The sequence below is a fragment of the Bacillus piscicola genome, from assembly GCF_022458745.1.
Classification (GTDB): domain Bacteria; phylum Bacillota; class Bacilli; order Bacillales; family Marinococcaceae; genus Alteribacillus_A; species Alteribacillus_A piscicola.
The window spans coordinates 81,006-99,595 of record NZ_JAJJJF010000004.1 but is presented as its reverse complement, the minus strand read 5'-3'; the positions used below and the strand labels follow the sequence as shown (position 1 = coordinate 99,595).

The 18,590-nt window shown below is 49.1% G+C and carries 16 protein-coding genes; 14 read left to right on the top strand and 2 right to left on the bottom strand.

Features of this window, described 5'->3' with window-relative positions:
* Positions 1–76 precede the first annotated feature (76 nt).
* On the top strand, positions 77–205 hold the full coding sequence (locus LOR49_RS09180) for a XapX domain-containing protein (RefSeq protein WP_338021134.1): 129 nt from the start codon (positions 77–79) through the stop codon (positions 203–205).
* Positions 206–277: 72 nt separating this feature from the next.
* The gene (locus tag LOR49_RS09175; protein ID WP_240376215.1) at positions 278–1,057 is read left to right on the top strand and encodes an alpha/beta fold hydrolase; all 780 of its coding nucleotides are present in this window, start codon (positions 278–280) and stop codon (positions 1,055–1,057) included.
* 529 nt (positions 1,058–1,586) lie between these two features.
* Here LOR49_RS09175 and LOR49_RS09170 read toward each other — a convergent pair.
* Positions 1,587–2,780 (bottom strand): phospholipase D-like domain-containing protein, encoded by a 1,194-nt coding sequence (locus LOR49_RS09170; RefSeq protein ID WP_240376214.1) that lies wholly within the window; start codon positions 2,778–2,780, stop codon positions 1,587–1,589.
* Between the two features lie 215 nt (positions 2,781–2,995).
* On the opposite strand from LOR49_RS09170, the gene LOR49_RS09165 reads away from it, so the two are divergent.
* The 7 genes from LOR49_RS09165 (at position 2,996) to LOR49_RS09135 (ending at position 12,068) form a co-directional block, all read left to right on the top strand.
* Entirely contained in the window at positions 2,996–5,116 is a 2,121-nt protein-coding gene (locus LOR49_RS09165) for a (Fe-S)-binding protein (protein WP_240376213.1), read from the top strand.
* On the top strand, positions 5,113–6,294 hold the full coding sequence (locus LOR49_RS09160; RefSeq protein WP_240376211.1) for an acetyl-CoA C-acetyltransferase: 1,182 nt from the start codon (positions 5,113–5,115) through the stop codon (positions 6,292–6,294). Before LOR49_RS09165 ends, LOR49_RS09160 begins: the two co-directional genes overlap by 4 nt.
* Before the next feature lie 35 nt (positions 6,295–6,329).
* On the top strand, positions 6,330–7,184 hold the full coding sequence (locus LOR49_RS09155; protein ID WP_240376209.1) for a 3-hydroxybutyryl-CoA dehydrogenase: 855 nt from the start codon (positions 6,330–6,332) through the stop codon (positions 7,182–7,184).
* A gap of 44 nt (positions 7,185–7,228) precedes the next feature.
* Positions 7,229–8,362: an acyl-CoA dehydrogenase family protein gene (locus tag LOR49_RS09150; RefSeq protein WP_240376207.1), complete on the top strand. Its 1,134-nt coding sequence runs from the start codon at positions 7,229–7,231 to the stop codon at positions 8,360–8,362.
* Positions 8,363–8,376: 14 nt separating this feature from the next.
* Complete coding sequence (locus tag LOR49_RS09145; protein WP_240376205.1) at positions 8,377–9,525, top strand: acyl-CoA dehydrogenase; 1,149 nt, start codon at positions 8,377–8,379, stop codon at positions 9,523–9,525.
* 217 nt (positions 9,526–9,742) lie between these two features.
* The gene (gene rpoE / locus LOR49_RS09140; protein WP_240376203.1) at positions 9,743–10,225 is read left to right on the top strand and encodes a DNA-directed RNA polymerase subunit delta; all 483 of its coding nucleotides are present in this window, start codon (positions 9,743–9,745) and stop codon (positions 10,223–10,225) included.
* Between the two features lie 235 nt (positions 10,226–10,460).
* A complete protein-coding gene (locus LOR49_RS09135) occupies positions 10,461–12,068 on the top strand; it encodes a CTP synthase (protein WP_240376201.1) in 1,608 nt (535 codons plus the stop codon).
* A gap of 263 nt (positions 12,069–12,331) precedes the next feature.
* Here the strand turns inward: LOR49_RS09135 and LOR49_RS09130 are convergent, their stop codons facing one another.
* The gene (locus LOR49_RS09130) at positions 12,332–12,862 is read right to left on the bottom strand and encodes a DUF2529 family protein (protein WP_240376199.1); all 531 of its coding nucleotides are present in this window, start codon (positions 12,860–12,862) and stop codon (positions 12,332–12,334) included.
* 284 nt (positions 12,863–13,146) lie between these two features.
* On the opposite strand from LOR49_RS09130, the gene LOR49_RS09125 reads away from it, so the two are divergent.
* From LOR49_RS09125 to rho, 5 genes are all read left to right on the top strand, one after another.
* Positions 13,147–13,524 carry a response regulator gene (locus LOR49_RS09125; RefSeq protein ID WP_240376197.1) on the top strand — a complete coding sequence of 126 codons (378 nt, stop codon included), beginning with the start codon at positions 13,147–13,149 and terminating at the stop codon, positions 13,522–13,524.
* 272 nt (positions 13,525–13,796) lie between these two features.
* Entirely contained in the window at positions 13,797–14,435 is a 639-nt protein-coding gene (gene fsa / locus LOR49_RS09120; protein WP_240376196.1) for a fructose-6-phosphate aldolase, read from the top strand.
* A gap of 265 nt (positions 14,436–14,700) precedes the next feature.
* Positions 14,701–15,987 (top strand): UDP-N-acetylglucosamine 1-carboxyvinyltransferase, encoded by a 1,287-nt coding sequence (locus LOR49_RS09115; RefSeq protein ID WP_240376195.1) that lies wholly within the window; start codon positions 14,701–14,703, stop codon positions 15,985–15,987.
* A 32-nt stretch (positions 15,988–16,019) separates the two neighbouring features.
* Positions 16,020–16,988, top strand: a complete 969-nt coding sequence (gene glpX, locus LOR49_RS09110; protein ID WP_240376370.1) for a class II fructose-bisphosphatase — start codon at positions 16,020–16,022, stop codon at positions 16,986–16,988.
* Between the two features lie 308 nt (positions 16,989–17,296).
* Complete coding sequence (rho, locus tag LOR49_RS09105; protein WP_240376368.1) at positions 17,297–18,574, top strand: transcription termination factor Rho; 1,278 nt, start codon at positions 17,297–17,299, stop codon at positions 18,572–18,574.
* Positions 18,575–18,590: the final 16 nt, after the last annotated feature.

Here is an 18,590-nt window from a genome sequence, read left to right as displayed (position 1 = left end):
CGGTTGGATGAAACATCTGGACGAGAGAATAATACACAGGTAACACACCATACTACAAACGAGGAAGTGACGCAAAATGCCAGAAATGTTGGTGTCCCTGGCGACCGGAATGGCAGTAGGGCTGATCTTTGCCTGGCTGCGTCTCCCTATCCCGGCACCGCCTTGTCTTGTCCGGTGTGCTGGGGATAATCGGTATATTTATTGACTACAAAATACATGGTTGGCTCCTTCTCTGGTTGCAGGGAGGGGGAGGCTGAGGAATGAGGAGTGAGGCAGGATGCCGTTTTTTTCATCCCAAGGAGCGACGATTCATTACGAAGTGCGGGGAGAAGGGCCGCCGCTTCTATTCGTACATCCCCCGTCAATGGGGGCGGCAACATTCATGGGCCAGCACGAACTGACAAAGTCTTATCAGGTCATATGTATGAATGCGCGCGGCCACGGGCAGAGCAGCAATGGAAAGGGCACGTTGACCATTGAAGAATGGGCGCGTGATACGTATAACTTAGTCAAGGAACTGCAATTGGAAAAAGTAATAATCGCGGGTTATTCATGCGGAGGATCAGTGGCACTGGAGTTTGCCTTAAACTGGCCGGAGCGCACAGCCGGAATTGTACTGGCCGGCGGCTTTCCGGAAGTGAGCTCAACCTTGCTTCGAAAAGAATTCGAAACAGGAATTTGGATCGCGGAAAATGAATTGATGGGATTACTTGCCCAGATTCTTTCTTTTTCTAACTCCACAAATAAAGAACACCGGAGAGCGATCGCAGAGACGGTACGACACGTAGATCCACATCTCGTTGCCTCCATGTATGAATCAGGCCTAGAATATACATGTACCTCCCGTCTTCCGAATTTAAGGGTGCCGGTTTTGCTTCTTTATGGTATTCGCGATTGGTATGTTCACTATTACCAGTATCTTTTCTTCAAACATGCCCAACAAGCAGAACTTGATGTCGTGTGTATCAACAGCGTCGGGCATCAAATCCCCACACTGGAAGCCCACGCATTTAACGCAGTCGTCGAAAGGTTTGCCAACGCCAAGCTGCCCTCTTAACAGCCGCAGCCCCATTCCAATCAACGAATGGAGCTGCTTTTTGCTTTCATATTTTCCATCATACGCAAACCTCCTAAAGACTTTCCACTCCCTTGGATGACGTCGTAGAAAAGTGGTGGGAAAGAAATAGAAGCATCATAGGAAGAGAATAGCGTCGTGAAAAACAGGCGGGGGTGGAATAGCGACGTCGCAGGGAGTGAATGGCGTTGTGAAAAGCAGGGAGGGACGGAATAGCGACGTCGCAGGGAGTGAATGGAGTCGCGAAAAGCAGAGAGGGACGGAATAGCGACGTCGTAGCGTGTGAATGAAGTCGTGAAAAACAGGCGGGAGTAGAATAACGACGTCGCAGGGAGTGAATGACGTTGTGAAAAGCGGGGAAGGGGAGAATAACGACGTCTAAGCGTGCGAATGGCGCCATGAAAAGAAGCAAGCACGAAGATAACGACATCATAGGAAGCATATGATGTCGCTAAAAAGTGCTTACGAAGAAATAACGACGTCATCCCAGCAACACTAAGCCTGTTTGCATCTACAAGGCCCCTCTTAAACATAAGGCAATTTTTTCATAAGCTTTTCCGGTGCCGGTTTTCTCCAAGTCGGCCAAGGTTACTTTCGTAGATTGCTTCATATCTGTTAACAGCGAATGTTTGACAGCCCGGATGACCTGGTCGTCTGAAAAAATAGTGTTCATTTCGTTGTTTAAACAAAAACTACGGCGGTCAAAGTTAGCTGTGCCGGCGATACTAACGTGATCGTCGGTTAGAAATGCTTTAGCGTGGTAAAATCCAAGCTGGTAGTGATAGACAGAAGCGCCTGCATGAAGAAGCGGCCGTAAATAGTAGAAGGAGGCTTCTTTCACAAAGGGATGGTCTTTCTTTTCAGGTAGTATGATGTGGACTTTCACTCCGCGTTTAAGCGCCTCCGTTAATGCCTGTTGTAACGGGCGGGGCGGGATGAAATAAGGACTGGCAATATAGATAGAACGGTCGGCTTCCCGAATCGCTTTTTCATACAGAGCGACTAACCCATGGCCATCCGTCGAGATGAATGTAGTCTGCTGCCTTCCTTCGGGGAGGTGTGGGTTAAACTCGGCAGATCGAGGAGCGGTTTGTCCAGCTTCGTTCCAGTCTTTCAGAAAGTGAGTTGTAAGATCCTGGACGCCCGTTCCGTGAAAACGGCAATGAAAGTCACGCCAATACGCTAGCTTAGGATCGCGTCCCAAATACTCATCTCCCACATTGAAGCCGCCGAGATAGCCGGTTTTGCCGTCTATCACGGTTATTTTTCGATGATTCCGCCGGTTAAGGGAATAAAGAAAAAAAGGGAAGGTTGGTTTTTGGGAATACGCAAACTGGACGCCGTTCTTCTCAAGCCTTTTCCGGCCACTGCGCTTAAGACCGGCTCCAAGACGATCAACCAGCACGATGACCTCCACTCCTGCGGCAGCTTTTTCGGAGAGTAGATCGATTAGCTGGCTGCCAAGACTGTCATCCCGAAAAACAAAAAAAAGCATATACACATGGTTGGAAGCCTCGGAAATATCACGAAACAAAGAGTCAAAAAAACGTTTGCCATCATCAAACCAGTCGACATTGCTTTGCCGCGAAGGATAACAAACCGTATTCTGTTGTTTTTTGTGCTGTCTTTTTCCGAATGACACATCGAGCCATCCCCACACGCATACTAATAGGATGAGTCCTATGATCACATAGAAAATGATCATGGAGTAAACCTCCCCATACATAGATATTATATAGAGTACCCAAAAAGATACGTTTTATCGCACCTATGCCTCGTGGGTACTATCGTCCGCCGCCCAGAGCTGATTGAAAGTGTAGTTGTTATGGTGTATTCATTTCACAATATTTTTTTTTTAAGAAAAAATGTAAATAAAGTGAGCGAATGAAAAGCCAGCATGAGGGAAAGGGGAAATGCTTCATGAGTATGCTCCTGCTAGTAAACTGGGTAGGATTTCTCTTCGTCACTGCCTATGCGCTGTTTCTTTTTGTGAAAGTTGTACAGACCCGCACCTCTTATATAAAGCTCGGAAGAAAGGCAGCGTTTACCCACACCGTGAAGGAGCGGTGGGAAGCGGTAAAGACCAATGTATTGGGGCAAAAAAAGCTTCTAAAAGACAAAAAGAGCGGTACGATTCATGTTGTGTTTTTTTACGGGTTCCTGCTCGTCCAATTCAGTGCGATCGATACGATCTGGAAGGGGCTTGCGATTGGTTCCCACTTGCCGCTTGGACCGCTATACCCGTACTTTACTCTTTTTCAAGAGATTGTCGTTTTTCTTATCCTAGCAGCGGTCGTTTGGGCTTTTCACCGCCGTTACGTTGAGAAGCTCGTCCGTTTAAAACGCGGCTGGAAAGCGGGTATCGTTCTTCTGTTCATCGGCGGGTTGATGACGTCGAAACTGCTGGCAAAAGGGATGGAGATTATCTGGCTGGATAAAGGGCTTTTTGCTTTTGAACCGCTCGCCTCTCTCATAGCGGCGGCTGCCTCTCCGCTTGGAACAGAGGGAGCTGGTGTTTTGTTTTTCATTTTCTGGTGGCTGCATGTATTGTTTTTATTAAGTTTTTTAGTGTATGTTCCCCAGTCCAAGCATGCGCACATCATTGCCGGCCCTGTTAATGTGTGGCTCGGACGGACCCACCCGGTTGGGCAGCTGGCCTCGATCGATTTTGAAGATGAGACGCAGGAAGAATTCGGCATCGACAAGATCGAGGATTTTAACCAGAAGCAGCTGCTCGATTTGTATGCATGTGTAGAGTGCGGGCGCTGTACGAATGTGTGTCCTGCAGCCGGTACCGGGAAGATGCTTTCCCCGATGGATCTGCTGATCAAAATGCGTGATCATTTAACAGAAAAAGGGGCAGCTATCACGTCCCAATCCCCGTGGCTGCCGGCATTTGCTTTTCGCCATACGAGCGGCAATCAACTGGCCGCAAGCGGAGCGGGGGCAAAAGAATCGGCGGCTGGATACGACGCGCGTTTGATCGGGGATGTTATTACCGAGGAAGAGATCTGGGCGTGTACGACGTGCCGCAATTGTGAAGACGCATGTCCGGTCATGAACGAACATGTCGATAAAATTATCGACCTGCGCCGTTACCTCGTGTTGACAGAAGGAAAGATGGACAGTGAGGCCCAGCGCGCCCTTATGAACATTGAAAGGCAGGGGAACCCGTGGGGGATCAGCCGCAAAGACCGGGAAAAATGGCGAGAGGGGCGCACCGATATGAAGGCCCCAACTGTAAAAGAATGGCAGGAACAAGGAGAAGCAGCGCCTCCGGAATATTTGTTTTTTGTCGGGTCAATGGGTTCTTATGATAAGCGAAGCCAAAAGATTGCCCAGTCTTTTGCGAAATTGTTGAATGAGGCCGGGGTGACGTTTGCGATTCTCGGAAATAAAGAGAAAAATTCCGGTGATACCCCGCGGCGTATCGGCAATGAATTTTTGTTTCAGGAGCTGGCCGCTGCGAATATAGCTGAATTTCAACAACATGATGTAAAGAAAGTCGTCACGATTGATCCTCATGCCTATAATTCCTTTAAAAACGAATACCCGGAATTTGGTCTTGAAGATACGGAAATCTTTCATCATACGGAGTTGCTTGCAGAACTCATTCGCACAGGAAAGCTGACGCCAACGCATGAAGTGAGAGAAACGATTACGTATCACGATTCTTGTTACCTCGGCCGCTATAACGATGTCTACGATTCCCCGCGCGCGGTTCTGCAGGCGATCCCGGGTTTAACGATTGTCGAGATGGAACGAAGCCGCGAAAACGCGATGTGCTGCGGAGCAGGGGGCGGCATGATGTGGATGGAAGAAGAAGTCGGCCAGCGTGTGAACACAGCCCGCACGGAACAAGCTTTGGCGGTAAGTCCGTCCCTCATTGGGAGTGGCTGCCCGTACTGTTTGACGATGTTAGCGGACGGGACGAAGGAAAAGGAAGTGGAAGAGGACGTGAAAACAATGGATATAGCAGAAATTCTGGCACTCGCTGTCTTTGGCAGGGGCGAGGACGCGAAGGAAGGAGCGGGACTATGACGAGGACGGTCATTGCAGCCGGTGCGCGGACACCCTTTGGAACATTCGGCGGTTCCCTGGCTCCGTTAACGGCAGGAGAGTTGGGCGGCGCTGCTATAAAAGGGGTACTCTCGAAGACCGGCACCGACCCTGCGGCGGTAGAAGAGGTGTTAATGGGGAACGTGCTGCAAGGCGGGCAAGGCCAGCTTCCGTCACGGCAGGCAGCACGGAATGCCGGGCTTCCGTGGGAAGTGACAACCGAGACCATCAATAAAGTATGTGCGTCAGGTATGCGGACCGTGACGATGGCGGACCAAATCATCAGAGCGGGGGACGGAGAGGTCGTGATCGCAGGAGGGATGGAGTCGATGAGCAATGCTCCCTACGTCGTACCGAAAGCACGGTGGGGAAGCCGGATGGGCGATGCTGTCCTGCAAGATATGATGATTCATGACGGGCTCACCTGCTCGTTTCATGGTGTTCACATGGGCGTGTACGGTAACGAGGCTGCAGACTATTACGGTATTTCCCGGGAAATGCAGGACAGATGGGCGCTCCGCAGTCACGAACGAGCAGGGAAAGCAGGGCAACAAGGATTTTTTGCGGAAGAAATTGTCCCGGTAGAAGTGCCGAAAAGGAGGTCCTCTCCCGTCCTAGTTACGGAAGATGAAGCGGTACGGAGTGACACGACATTGGAGGCCCTGCGGAAGCTGCGTCCTGCTTTTAAAGAGAATAGCACCATTACAGCCGGAAATGCGCCGGGAGTAAATGATGGTGCCTGCGCTCTCCTGCTCATGAGTGACAAGCGGGCAGCGCGTGAAGGAATACAGCCACTTGCGACGATAACCGGCCATGCTGCACTTGCGGTAAAAGCAGAGGATTTTCCCAAAACACCAGGGCTCGTTATTCAAAAGCTGTTAAAGAAAACAGGTCGGACACTCGCCGATATAGATGTATTCGAAATAAATGAAGCGTTTGCCGCAGTTGCGCTATTAAACGGTAAATCAACCGGAATAGCGCCAGAAAAAGTGAATGTGAACGGCGGGGCTGTTGCACTCGGACATCCTATTGGAGCAAGTGGTACGAGAATTATTTTAACACTTGCTCATGAATTGAGAAGGCGCGGCGGCGGAAGAGGAATTGCTGCCATTTGCAGTGGCGGCGGGCAAGGAGATGCGGTCATGATTGACGTGCCGTAACAGACAATCAAGCAAAAAACCGGGGAGGAAAGCAGATGAATATTCATACCGTCATGGTTATCGGGGCAGGGCAGATGGGAACTGGGATCGCTCAGGTACATGCCCAGGCAGGCTATCACGTCATCTGGTACGATATGGAGAAAAAGCAGCTCGAAAAAGGAATGGAACGAATCGAAAGAAACGTGGAACGACAGCGGGAAAAAAACCGGCTCTCCGAGGGAGAGGGGAAGGAGATGATCAAGCGTATCCATTCTACTTCTCACCTTCGACGGGCCGGAGAGGCCGATTTAATCGTTGAAGCGGTAACGGAAAATAAAGACGTGAAGAAACGTATTTTTCATGAAGTTGACCCACTCGCACCACCTCATGCCATCCTCGCGTCTAACACCTCTTCTCTTTCCATCACAGAATTAGCTTCCGTGACGAACAGGCCGGCACAAGTGATCGGCATGCACTTCATGAACCCAGTTCCGGTAATGAAACTGGTCGAGATCATTCGGGGCCTGTCTACAGCAGAAGAAACAGCTGAAACAGGAAGAGCGGTGTGTGAGTCGCTTGGGAAAACAGCGATAGAAGTGAATGACTATCCGGGTTTTGTCTCAAATCGTGTGTTGATGCCGATGATTAACGAGGCTGTTTACGCCGTGTATGAAGGGGTGGCGTCTCCGGAGGCAGTCGATAACGTGATGACGCTCGGTATGAACCATCCGCTTGGGCCGCTGGCACTTGCTGATTTGATCGGCCTGGATACGTGTCTTTTCATTATGGAAACCTTGCATGACGGCTTCGGTGATGATAAGTACCGGCCGTGCCCGCTTCTACGTAACTATGTAAAAGCAGGCTGGCTCGGGAAAAAAACAGGACGTGGCTTTTATTTCTATTCTTCTTAAACGGACGATCTCTGGCGATGTCCGGTCGCAGAAAGGAGGACGCCATGGAATTCAGGTTAACCGACGAACAGGAACAGCTGCGAGAAAAAGTCCGTCAATTTGCTGAGAAACATATCAGGCCTGCCGTGAAACGGATGGAAGCCGAAGACCGCTTTCCGCAAGAGGTCGTCCTTAAAATGGCTGAATCAAAATGGATGGGCATTCCGGTACCCTCCCAGTACGGCGGCTCGGGTATGGATTTTCTGTCGTATGTGCTGGCCATTGAAGAAATCTCAAAAGTGAGCCCCGCTCTCGGTGTGATTCTGGCGGTGCACACATCGGTCGGAACGAATCCGATCCTCGCATTTGGGACGGATGAGCAAAAGGAAAAGTATGCAACGAAACTCGCATCCGGCGAATACCTCGGTGCATTTGCCTTGACGGAAGCAAATGCCGGGAGTGACGCCGGGGCGTTGCAAACAACAGCCGTAAAAGAAAACGACCATTACCGGCTGCATGGAACAAAAATGTTTATTACGAATGGCGGTGCCGCTGATACGTACATTTTATTTGCCAGCACCGATCCGTCTAAAGGGTCACGGGGCATCACGGCGTTTATTGTGGAGAAAGGCTTACCAGGCTTACAGGTTGGCAAGAAAGAACAGAAAATGGGGCTGCGCGGTTCCAACACGACGTCGATTATTTTAGAAGATTGTGTAGTTCCGGTCGAAAATCGTCTCGGGAAGGAAGGGGAGGGCTTCAAAATTGCCTTAGCCAATTTAGGCGCTGGCAGAATCGGAATAGCCGCGCAGGCACTTGGCATTGCAAAGGGGGCGCTTGCGGCGGCATGGCAAGCACAACAGAAGGAAGGAGATTCGGGTAAACTCGCTGACATGGCCGTACAAATCGAAGCCGCACAGCTCTTAACCTATCAAGCAGCTTGTCTTCATCAACAGAATCTCCCCTGCACGAAACAAGCATCGATGGCAAAACTCTTCGCGTCACGGACAGCCATGAACGTGGCCACAGAAGCCGTCCAAGTGATCGGGGAAGCAGGAACGACGACTCGCTATCCCGCCGAACGCTTTTTCCGCGATGCGAAAGTGTGTGAAATCTATGAAGGTACCAGTGAAATTCAACGAGTCGTCATTGGCAAGCATCTTATCGGCGACAGCCGGGAGAAAAAGGAGAATGCATAGGGGGGAGGATGCAGATGGATTTTTTATTAAGTGAGGAACAAAGGGTGATACAAAAGACAGTGCGCGATTTCGCCCAGAAGGAAGTAGCCCCCTCTGCCGCGGAACGGGATGAGGAAGAGCGCTTTGACCGTCATTTGTTTACTAAAATGGCAGAACTGGGTCTTACCGGTATTCCTTGGCCGGAAACATACGGGGGAATCGGCAGTGATTATCTCAGCTACGCGATTGCTGTGGAAGAATTGTCGCGAGTCTGTGCAGCTACCGGCGTTACCCTCTCCGCCCATCTCTCCCTCGCCAGCGGGCCGATTTTTGCGTTTGGGACGGAATACCAGAAAGAGACCTATTTAACAGGATTGGCTGAAGGAACGAAGCTCGGTGCGTACGGACTAACGGAACCGGGCTCGGGTTCGGATGCGGCGGCAATGAAAACGACAGCTGTAAAAGACGGCAGGCATTTTGTGTTGAACGGATCAAAAGTATTTATCACGAACGGCGGTGAAGCGGACATCTACCTCATCTTTGCTTCAACTTCTCTGGAAAAGAAGCAGCGCGGGGTGAGTGCTTTTATCGTTGAGAAGGATTTTCCTGGATTTACGATTGGAAAAAAAGAGAGGAAACTCGGCATCCGCTCTTCCCCGACAACGGAAATTAGGATGAACAACTGCCGCGTTCCCGAGGAGAACGTACTCGGAAACGTGGGAGACGGCTTTAAGATTGCAATGCAAACACTTGACGGCGGCCGGAACGGAATAGCCGCTCAGGCGGTAGGCATTGCCCAAGGTGCCCTTGATGCAGCCGTGCAATACGCAAAAGAAAGAAAGCAATTCGGCAAACCGATCGCCAAGATGCAAGGCATTTCTTTTAAACTTGCAGACATGGCGGTGAAAGTAGAGGCAGCCCGGCTCTTAACCTACCAAGCAGCCTGGCGGGAAAGCGAAGGACTTTCTTACGGCAACGAATCAGCCATGTCAAAGCTGTTTGCATCCGATACGGCAATGGAAGTCACAACCGAAGCGGTCCAAGTATTCGGCGGCTACGGATATATGAAAGAATACCCCGTCGAGCGCTTTATGAGAGACGCAAAAGTAACCCAACTCTATGAAGGAACAAATGAAATTCTACGCTCCGTCATCTCCAAACAGCTCTTCCCAGGTGATTTGTAACTGTAAATATTTATTAGTTAACTAAAAATGAAAACGAACTTTGTAGATTGAAAAAAGCGTCCGCCCAGAGCTGTTTTAAAAGGTGTGGCATAAACATCGCAAATATGTTTATAATGTAAAGTATGAATTTCGACTGTCCGCTTGGCTGAAGGTTTCGAATTTTACTGAAAGCGGCCTTTGCCGATAAGGAATATTTTGCGGGAAGGATGTGGGAACCGTGAGCATCACTGATTTTAATGAGGAACAAATTGAAGAAATGTCCGCGGTAGAAATTGCTTTTATCCTCCTAGAAGAGGAAAAGAATCCATATGATTATCAAGAACTCTTTGCCCGAATTGCCGACATGAAGGATTTGTCACCGGACGAAAAAAAGAACCGGATGACAAAGTTGTTTACGACGATGAACCTTGACGGTCGCTTTGTCCATCTCGGTGAGAATCACTGGGGATTGCGAGAGTGGTATCCGCTTGACCAATCGGATGAAGAACTAAGCACGACGGTGAAGGCCCCGAAGCGCTCGAAAAGTGCGGAATCAGTAGATGATGATTTCGAGGAAGAATTGGACGATGGCTTCGAAGATCTCGAGGATGAATTAGACGAACTTTCCCATAAAGAAGATGCGGACGAACTGGAGAGCGAAAACGATCTGGAAGGATTTGGAAAAGAAGAAGAGTCGTTCGAGGAAGACGATAACTATTAGGAGCCGCTTTTGTACTTGACTTTTAAAAACAGGCTCGGTAAAATCATTTTTGGGCTTTAACCACTACGATTTTGATAGCGTACAGATACCTATACTAACGATAAAACAAAAGTGCGCCCCGCCAATACAACGGGTGAGGTGTCGCTTTTGTTTTTTTTAATACTAACGCAGGCAATGTCACAAATGCTTGCGATTGTTCTGTTTTTCATCTGAAGAGAAGGAGTAGATAGATAAGATGACTAGTAAGTATATTTTTGTCACCGGGGGCGTTGTTTCTTCTTTAGGTAAAGGGATTACAGCTGCTTCTCTCGGCCGCTTGCTGAAAAACCGGGGGCTTAGCGTAACCATTCAAAAATTCGACCCTTATATTAATGTCGACCCGGGAACGATGAGTCCTTATCAGCATGGCGAAGTGTTCGTCACCGATGACGGCGCAGAAACAGATTTGGATCTTGGTCATTATGAACGGTTTATTGATATCAACTTGAATCGCAACAGTAACATCACGACCGGTAAAGTCTACTCTTCTGTTATCCGCAAGGAACGCCGCGGTGATTACCTTGGTGCGACGGTACAGGTAATTCCGCACGTCACGAATGAAATTAAGGAACGCGTGTATCAAGCGGCGAGTGAGACAAGAGCGGACGTCGTGATTACCGAGATCGGCGGTACGGTGGGCGACATCGAAAGCTTGCCGTTTCTAGAGGCGATTCGCCAAATCAAAAGTGATGTCGGCGTCGAAAATGTCATGTATCTCCATTGTACGTTGATTCCTTATCTTGCTGCTGCCGGTGAAATGAAGTCGAAGCCGACCCAGCACAGCGTGAAAGAACTTCGCAGTCTCGGCATTCAGCCAAACGCTATTGTTGTTCGGACAGAACGCCCGGTTCCTCAGGAGATGAAGGATAAGATCGCTCTCTTCTGTGACATTAATAAAGATGCCGTGATCGAAGCGCGTGACGCCGAGACGCTTTACCAAGTGCCGCTTGATCTGCAGGCGCAGCACTTAGATCAATTTGTCTGCGATTATCTAAATTTGCAAGGGCATGAAGCAGACATGGAAGAGTGGAAAGCGTTAGTCGACAAGGTGAACAATCTGTCCGGCAAGATTACGATTGCACTTGTCGGCAAATACGTCTCTCTGCCGGATGCTTACCTGTCTGTTGCGGAATCACTGAAACATGCCGGTTATACGTTTGACTCCGACATTGAGATCCGCTGGGTCAATTCCGATGAGGTAACGGACGAAAATGTACGGGAGAAATTGACGGGTGCGGATGGCATCCTTGTTCCTGGCGGCTTTGGCGACAGAGGCATTGAAGGGAAAATAGCAGCCATTCAATTTGCCCGCGAAAATAAAGTTCCTTATTTAGGAATCTGCCTGGGCATGCAACTCGCTTCGGTGGAGTTTGCCCGCAATGTTGTTGGCATCAAAGGAGCGGGTTCGGCGGAACTCCACCCGGACACGAAGGATCCAGTGATTGACCTGCTTCCGGAACAAAAAGAAGTAGAAGATTTGGGCGGTACCCTTCGCCTCGGGCTGTATCCTTGTAAATTGCAGGACGGCTCTAAAGCACAGGCGGCTTATGAGCAGGAAGTGGTGTACGAACGTCATCGTCACCGCTATGAATTTAACAATGCCTACCGGGAACAATTGGAAGAAGCAGGACTTGTGTTCAGCGGGACAAGCCCGGACGGCCGGTTAGTCGAGATTATTGAGTTGGCCGACCATCCGTATTTTGTGGCGTCCCAGTTTCATCCTGAATTTGTCTCCCGTCCTACAAGACCGCAACCGTTATTCCGCGAATTTATCCGCGCGTCTCTTGAATACGGTAAGAAATAAATAAAAGAAAAACAGCCTGGCCTGAAGAATCCCTTCAAGCCGGCTGTTTTTTTGTGTCGATCGCTGCTGCAACTCACACCCCAGCGCCATAAGACCATAAATTAGGAAATTTCGGGGAAGAACGGTCTTATAGGAGCGTCATAAGACCAATTTCGCAGTTTTTATCAAATAAGTGTCTCGTGGCTCGTTCATAAGACCGGAAACCCGCATATTCGCGCGGGAAAGTGTCTCATGGAAGGGGGTAACGCTGGAACCTCTGCTGGTTAGTCGATTAATTCGGCGAGTATCTCATGGATGTAGAGATAGAGGACTTGTCCTGTAAAAAGCGTACAAAGAGCTGCTGGCTGTCCGATCCGATTACCGTGTTCATCTGGTATGATCCCGCTGCTTGATTGGGTATGAATCCACACATCTGTTAATTCAAGCTCACAGCCGCTTTCTTCCTCAGAAAAAGGGGCGAGGACCACGACGGGAACCTGTTTTTTCTGCGCTTCATGAAGGACGGAACAAAGCTTTTGGCTCTCCCCCTTATCTGCACAGAGAAGCAGCCGGTCGCTAGACGTGAAATCTGCAGACGCTACATCATTGTTTGGAACCGCACAGACCGCTTCAGGTGCTTCTTCATGATGAGCGAGTGTGTGCGTAATCCCTGCCATAGCCGGGGTGCCGCAAATGGCAATTTTCCCCGCTCCGGCTGGACCTTGCGCCAACAGACGAGCCCCGTCTTCGAGTTCCTCTTCTTGCGCAATGATTTTTTGAAACAAACCTTGAAGCTGGGTGGCGAACATTTTCATATTCCTGACTTCCTCCCTGTTTAGCTATCTGACGTAATCGAAATGCTCCTGTCATTATACGCGATCGGCGCTTTTTTAAAAATGCTGGCGAGCGAATCAACTCCTTCATAAAAAACCTCTTTGCGTTTCGCGTACGAAGTTGATTTAAGTATGAAAATATTTTAAATAGTTCTTAAGGAAATGTTTGAAGGAAGGTGAGGAAGGAAATTAGATGACAACATGGAATAGTATCTAGAGCAGGTCCACGTAAGCGAGATAACTCAAATGGTGAGGAGGCATCGCTGTTGTGTAAAATCCTGATCGTGGATGATCAATACGGGGTAAGGGCTTTACTGAGGGAACTGTTGAGCAGAGACGGCATTTCGATTTGGGAGGCGGCAAGCGGGACGGAGGCAATAGAGGCACTGGTGCAAATGAACCCGGATATCGTGCTTCTTGATGTTAAACTGCCGGGAATGGATGGTGTGGAAGTGTTAAAAGAATGGAATAGAAAACAGCGCGCCTCCCGTACAACGTTTATTTTAATGACCGCTTATGGTGAATTAGAGTCTGTAGACAAGGCGGAGGGATATGGTGCCGCCTCCTACATCACGAAACCATTCGACATTCATGCCGTGAAAAAGGAAGTGGAGGCGCACTTGCCAGGGTGCAGGCTTCCATGAGATTCTGAACGAAGAGCGGTACGTAAAAATTGTATCAAACTTTTCTCGTAGCAGTTCCATAAAATACAGGCAGATTATGCTATAATATATCGAGAATGAGGGAAAAGGATCATTCACCGAACCGAAATAAAAAGTAATGGAAGAAATGCCGGTATTGGATGAAACTTGGACCGGCTCGCGACGCCATGAAAAAAGCAGAACAGTATCATATATAAATTCGAACCGTGAGACCGTGCCTTACGCACAGGCAGCGTTCGACTGAAGGAGGAACTATGAAGTTTTTTATCGATAGTGCCAATATGGACGATATCCAGGAAGCCCATGATCTTGGGATCTTGTCTGGTGTCACGACAAACCCCAGCTTAGTAGCAAAAGAAGGAGCTGACTTTAAAAGCCGTCTCCGTGAGATCACGGCGCTTGTGGACGGCTCCGTCAGTGCAGAAGTCATTTCCACGGAAGCAGAAGGCATGATTACGGAAGGCCGTGAACTGGCTGCTATTGCTCCTAACATCACCGTAAAAGTCCCAATGACGCTTGAAGGTTTAAAAGCAGTGAAGACGTTCAGCGAAGAGAACATTAAAACGAACGTGACGCTCGTCTTTTCTTCTGTTCAGGCTCTGCTCGCGGCGCGGGCTGGTGCCTCTTACGTGTCGCCGTTTTTAGGCCGGCTCGATGACATCGGTCATAACGGCTTGGACTTGATCAGTGAGATAGCGGAGATTTTTAAAGAACATCACATTAATACCGAAATTATCGCCGCCTCTGTACGCCACCCCCTCCACGTTTCCGAAGCAGCCATCCGCGGTGCTCATATTGCGACGGTGCCGTTTAGTGTAATTGGGCAGTTAGTGAAACATCCGTTAACAGATCAAGGAATAGAGAAGTTTTTAAGTGACTGGAATAATCGATAAACGTTAAGTACTGGTACAGACAAGTGCTCGTACGTGTAAGAAGGAAAGGCCGCTTTTGGTAAGAAGCCCGGCCGTTCCTGGTTTTTTCGTTTCCGGCATGAGACTGTGCGTGTGACGGTGAAACCGGGCGGTTGATTTTTACGATTTTTTCAAGATGGATGTCTTCTTGTGTGTCTAGCTGTTCAGGAGGATGTCCATAATGAAAAAAGGGAAAGAATTAACGGGCATCATCACCACGAGATTATGGATGAGGAAGTGACCGCTCATGGAAAAGTTGATGGTAGAAGGTGGACACCCTTTACGGGGGAGAATACATATCAGCGGAGCGAAAAACAGCGCGGTTGCCTTGATACCTGCAGCCATTATGGCAGATTCCGTAGTATCAATTGATAACCTGCCGAAAATTTCCGACGTCGAAACGCTGGCGTCACTATTAGAGGACATTGGCGCGTCTGTTTCCCATTCCGGGACATGTATGACGATAGACCCGCGTAACATCATACCGATGCCGCTTCCGAATGGCAGGGTGAAGAAATTGCGCGCCTCCTATTACATGATGGGAGCGATGCTTGGGAAATTTAAAAAAGCAGCTATCGGCTTACCGGGAGGCTGTAATCTCGGTCCGCGGCCGATTGACCAGCACATAAAAGGTTTTGAAGCGCTCGGAGCAAAAGTAACCAATGAACACGGATCCATTTTTTTGCGGGCGGATAAACTGACAGGGGCGCGGATTTATTTAGATGTCGTCAGCGTAGGGGCAACGATTAACATTATGCTGGCGGCTGTCAAGGCAGAAGGGCGCACCATCATTGAGAACGCCGCAAAAGAACCGGAGATCATTGATGTGGCGACGTTACTCACGAGTATGGGTGCGAAAATAAAAGGAGTCGGAACGAACGTTATCCGCATTGACGGCGTATCCGAATTAACAGGCTGCAGCCATTCTATTATCCCTGACCGTATTGAAGCAGGAACCTACATTATCGCAGCTGCAGCGATGGGAGAAGAAGTCATTATCGATAACATCATTCCCGCGCATTTAGAAGCACTGACGGCAAAGCTTAGGGAAATGGGCGTACATATTGAAACCGGAGATGACCAGATGTATATTAAGTCTCCCTCCCGCTTAAACAGCGTCGATATTAAGACCCTTGTCTACCCTGGGTTTGCGACAGACCTTCAGCAGCCAGCCACCGTTCTTTTAACGAAAGCAAACGGAACAAGCATGGTAACCGATACGATTTACAACGCCAGGTTTAAGCACATTGATGAGCTGCGGAGAATGGGCGCAGACGTAAAGGTGGACGGACGTGCTGCTGTCATTAACGGTGGAACTCCTCTCGAAGGCGCAAGTGTAAAAGCAAGTGACCTGCGTGCCGGTGCCGCCCTCGTCATTGCTGGTTTAATGGCAAAAGGGGTTACGGAAATAACCGGTGTCGAACACATCGACCGCGGGTATGAAGATCTGGAAGAAAAACTACTCGCCCTTGGCGCTAACATTTGGCGGGAACAGCTGAGTACAGATGAAATCGCGCAAATAAAAAGTTCATAAATAAGACAACGACCAGAAGGAGACAGAGAATGATGGAACGAAGCTTAACGATGGAATTAGTACGTGTTACAGAGGCGGCCGCATTGTCATCGGCCCGTTGGATGGGACGCGGAAAAAAAGAAGAAGCAGACGACGCTGCGACTACGGCGATGCGGAATGTGTTCGATACCATTCCAATGAAAGGCACAGTGGTAATCGGGGAAGGCGAGATGGATGAAGCGCCGATGCTCTACATTGGCGAAAAGCTCGGCACAGGCGAAGGCCCAAGTGTTGACGTAGCGGTAGATCCTTTAGAAGGAACGAATATCGTCGCAAGTGGCGGGGGAAATGCTCTTGCTGTCATCGCCATTGCGGATGCCGGGAATCTCCTGCATGCGCCGGATATGTACATGCAGAAGATTGCAGTCGGTCCGCAGGCAGCAGGAAAAATTGATATTAACGCATCTATCGCGGATAATATCAAAGCGGTTGCCCAGGCAAAAGGGAAGGACGTAGAGGATGTTGTTGTAACGGTTCTAGACCGGGAACGGCACGCCCAAGTGATTCGTGACATCCGTGACGCTGGAGCCCGGATTAAGTTTATCCAGGATGGTGACGTAGCTGGTATCATTAATACGGCCTTTGAGGAAACGGGAGTCGATCTTTATATCGGAACTGGCGGTGCGCCGGAAGGGGTTATCTCTGCTGTCGCCTTGAAATGTTTGGGCGGTGAACAACAGGCGAAGCTCGCTCCGCAAAACGATGAACAGCTGGCCCGCTGCAAGAAAATGGGCATTGACGACATCTCCCGCGTTCTTCACATGGAAGATCTCGTAGCCGGAGATGATGCGATTTTCGCAGCGACAGGGGTTACGGATGGTGAGCTTCTGAAAGGGGTTCACTACCACGGTGAAAATGCCCGCACCCAGTCACTTGTCATGCGTGCAAAGTCAGGTACGGTACGATTCGTAGACGGCACTCACAACGTGAAAAAGAAGCCTAATTTTGTCATGAAACCTTAAGATGTCTTATTCCGAGGGAAAAGCCACCCCTGCACCAGTGCAGGCAGCTTTTCCCCTCTCATTTGTATGGTTTGGTAAAAAATGATAATATTCGAGCCATGTTGCTATTGCTAACTTGAAAAAAACATGGTTACAATGAAAGTATGTTTTACGCACGGTGTCTGGCAAACATAAAGACTAGTAATCCGCATATTTTGCTAACCCCTTCTCTCCATCATTTCTTTCGTGTGAGAACCCCATACCTTTAGACTATCTCTTGGAAAACACCTTTATCATAAAAAAACAGGAAAATAAGAAAAGTGGTGACGATTTTGAGTGTAAACATATCAGAATTAGAGAATAAAACGCTGAAGGAGCTGTACAGCCTTGCAAAGGAGTACAACGTCTCCTACTACAGCAAGCTGAATAAGCGTGAATTAATATTTGCGATTTTAAAAGGACAAGCCGAAAAAGACGGGCTGATGTTCATGGAAGGCGTCCTCGAAATTATCCAAACCGAGGGATATGGCTTTTTACGACCGATCAACTATTTACCGAGTTCGGAAGACATTTATATCTCAGCCTCGCAAATCCGCCGGTTCGGTTTGCGAAATGGAGATAAAGTTTCTGGAAAGGTCCGCCCGCCGAAAGAAACAGAACGCTACCACGGCCTGCTGATGGTGGAGGCTGTGAATGGAGAGGATCCGGATACGTCAAAAGAACGACCTCACTTTCCTGCACTTACTCCTCTATATCCCGACAGACGCATGAATTTGGAAAATAAACCGGGAAGGATAAGCGCCCGTCTTATCGATTTGATTACCCCAGTCGGTTTTGGTCAGCGTGGCCTCATCGTTGCCCCTCCTAAAGCAGGGAAGACCTCCCTTTTGAAAGAAGTGGCCAACAGCATTACGGAAAACCACCCGGAGGCTGAATTAATCGTTCTACTCGTCGATGAACGTCCGGAAGAAGTGACCGATATTGAACGATCCGTTAACGGAGATATCGTCAGCTCTACCTTTGATGAACTGCCGGAAAATCACGTAAAAGTGACCGAGCTCGTGTTGGAACGGGCGATGAGGCTCGTGGAGCATAAAAAAGACGTCGTCATCTTGATGGACAGCATTACGAGACTGGCACGAGCTTACAACCTCGTCATTCCGCCGAGTGGGCGCACGCTATCCGGTGGTATTGACCCAGCTGCTTTCCACCGTCCGAAACGATTTTTCGGAGCAGCCCGTAACATCGAAGAAGGCGGCAGTCTAACGATTTTAGCTACCGCACTCGTTGATACCGGCTCCCGCATGGACGATGTCATCTATGAAGAATTTAAAGGAACCGGAAACATGGAACTTCACCTGGACCGCCGCTTAGCAGAACGCCGTATCTTCCCAGCGATCGACATCCGCCGCTCCAGCACTCGAAAAGAAGAATTGCTCGTTCCGAAAGAGCACCTGGAAAATCTGTGGGCGATCCGGAAAACGATGAATGACTCCCCCGATTTTGTCGATCATTTCATCCGCCGCCTGAAACAGACGAAAACGAACGAAGAGTTTTTTGAAGAGATGGCAAAGGATAAAGTAAAAGGCGCAGCCGCCCGTCGCTAACGCACTTACTCATTTA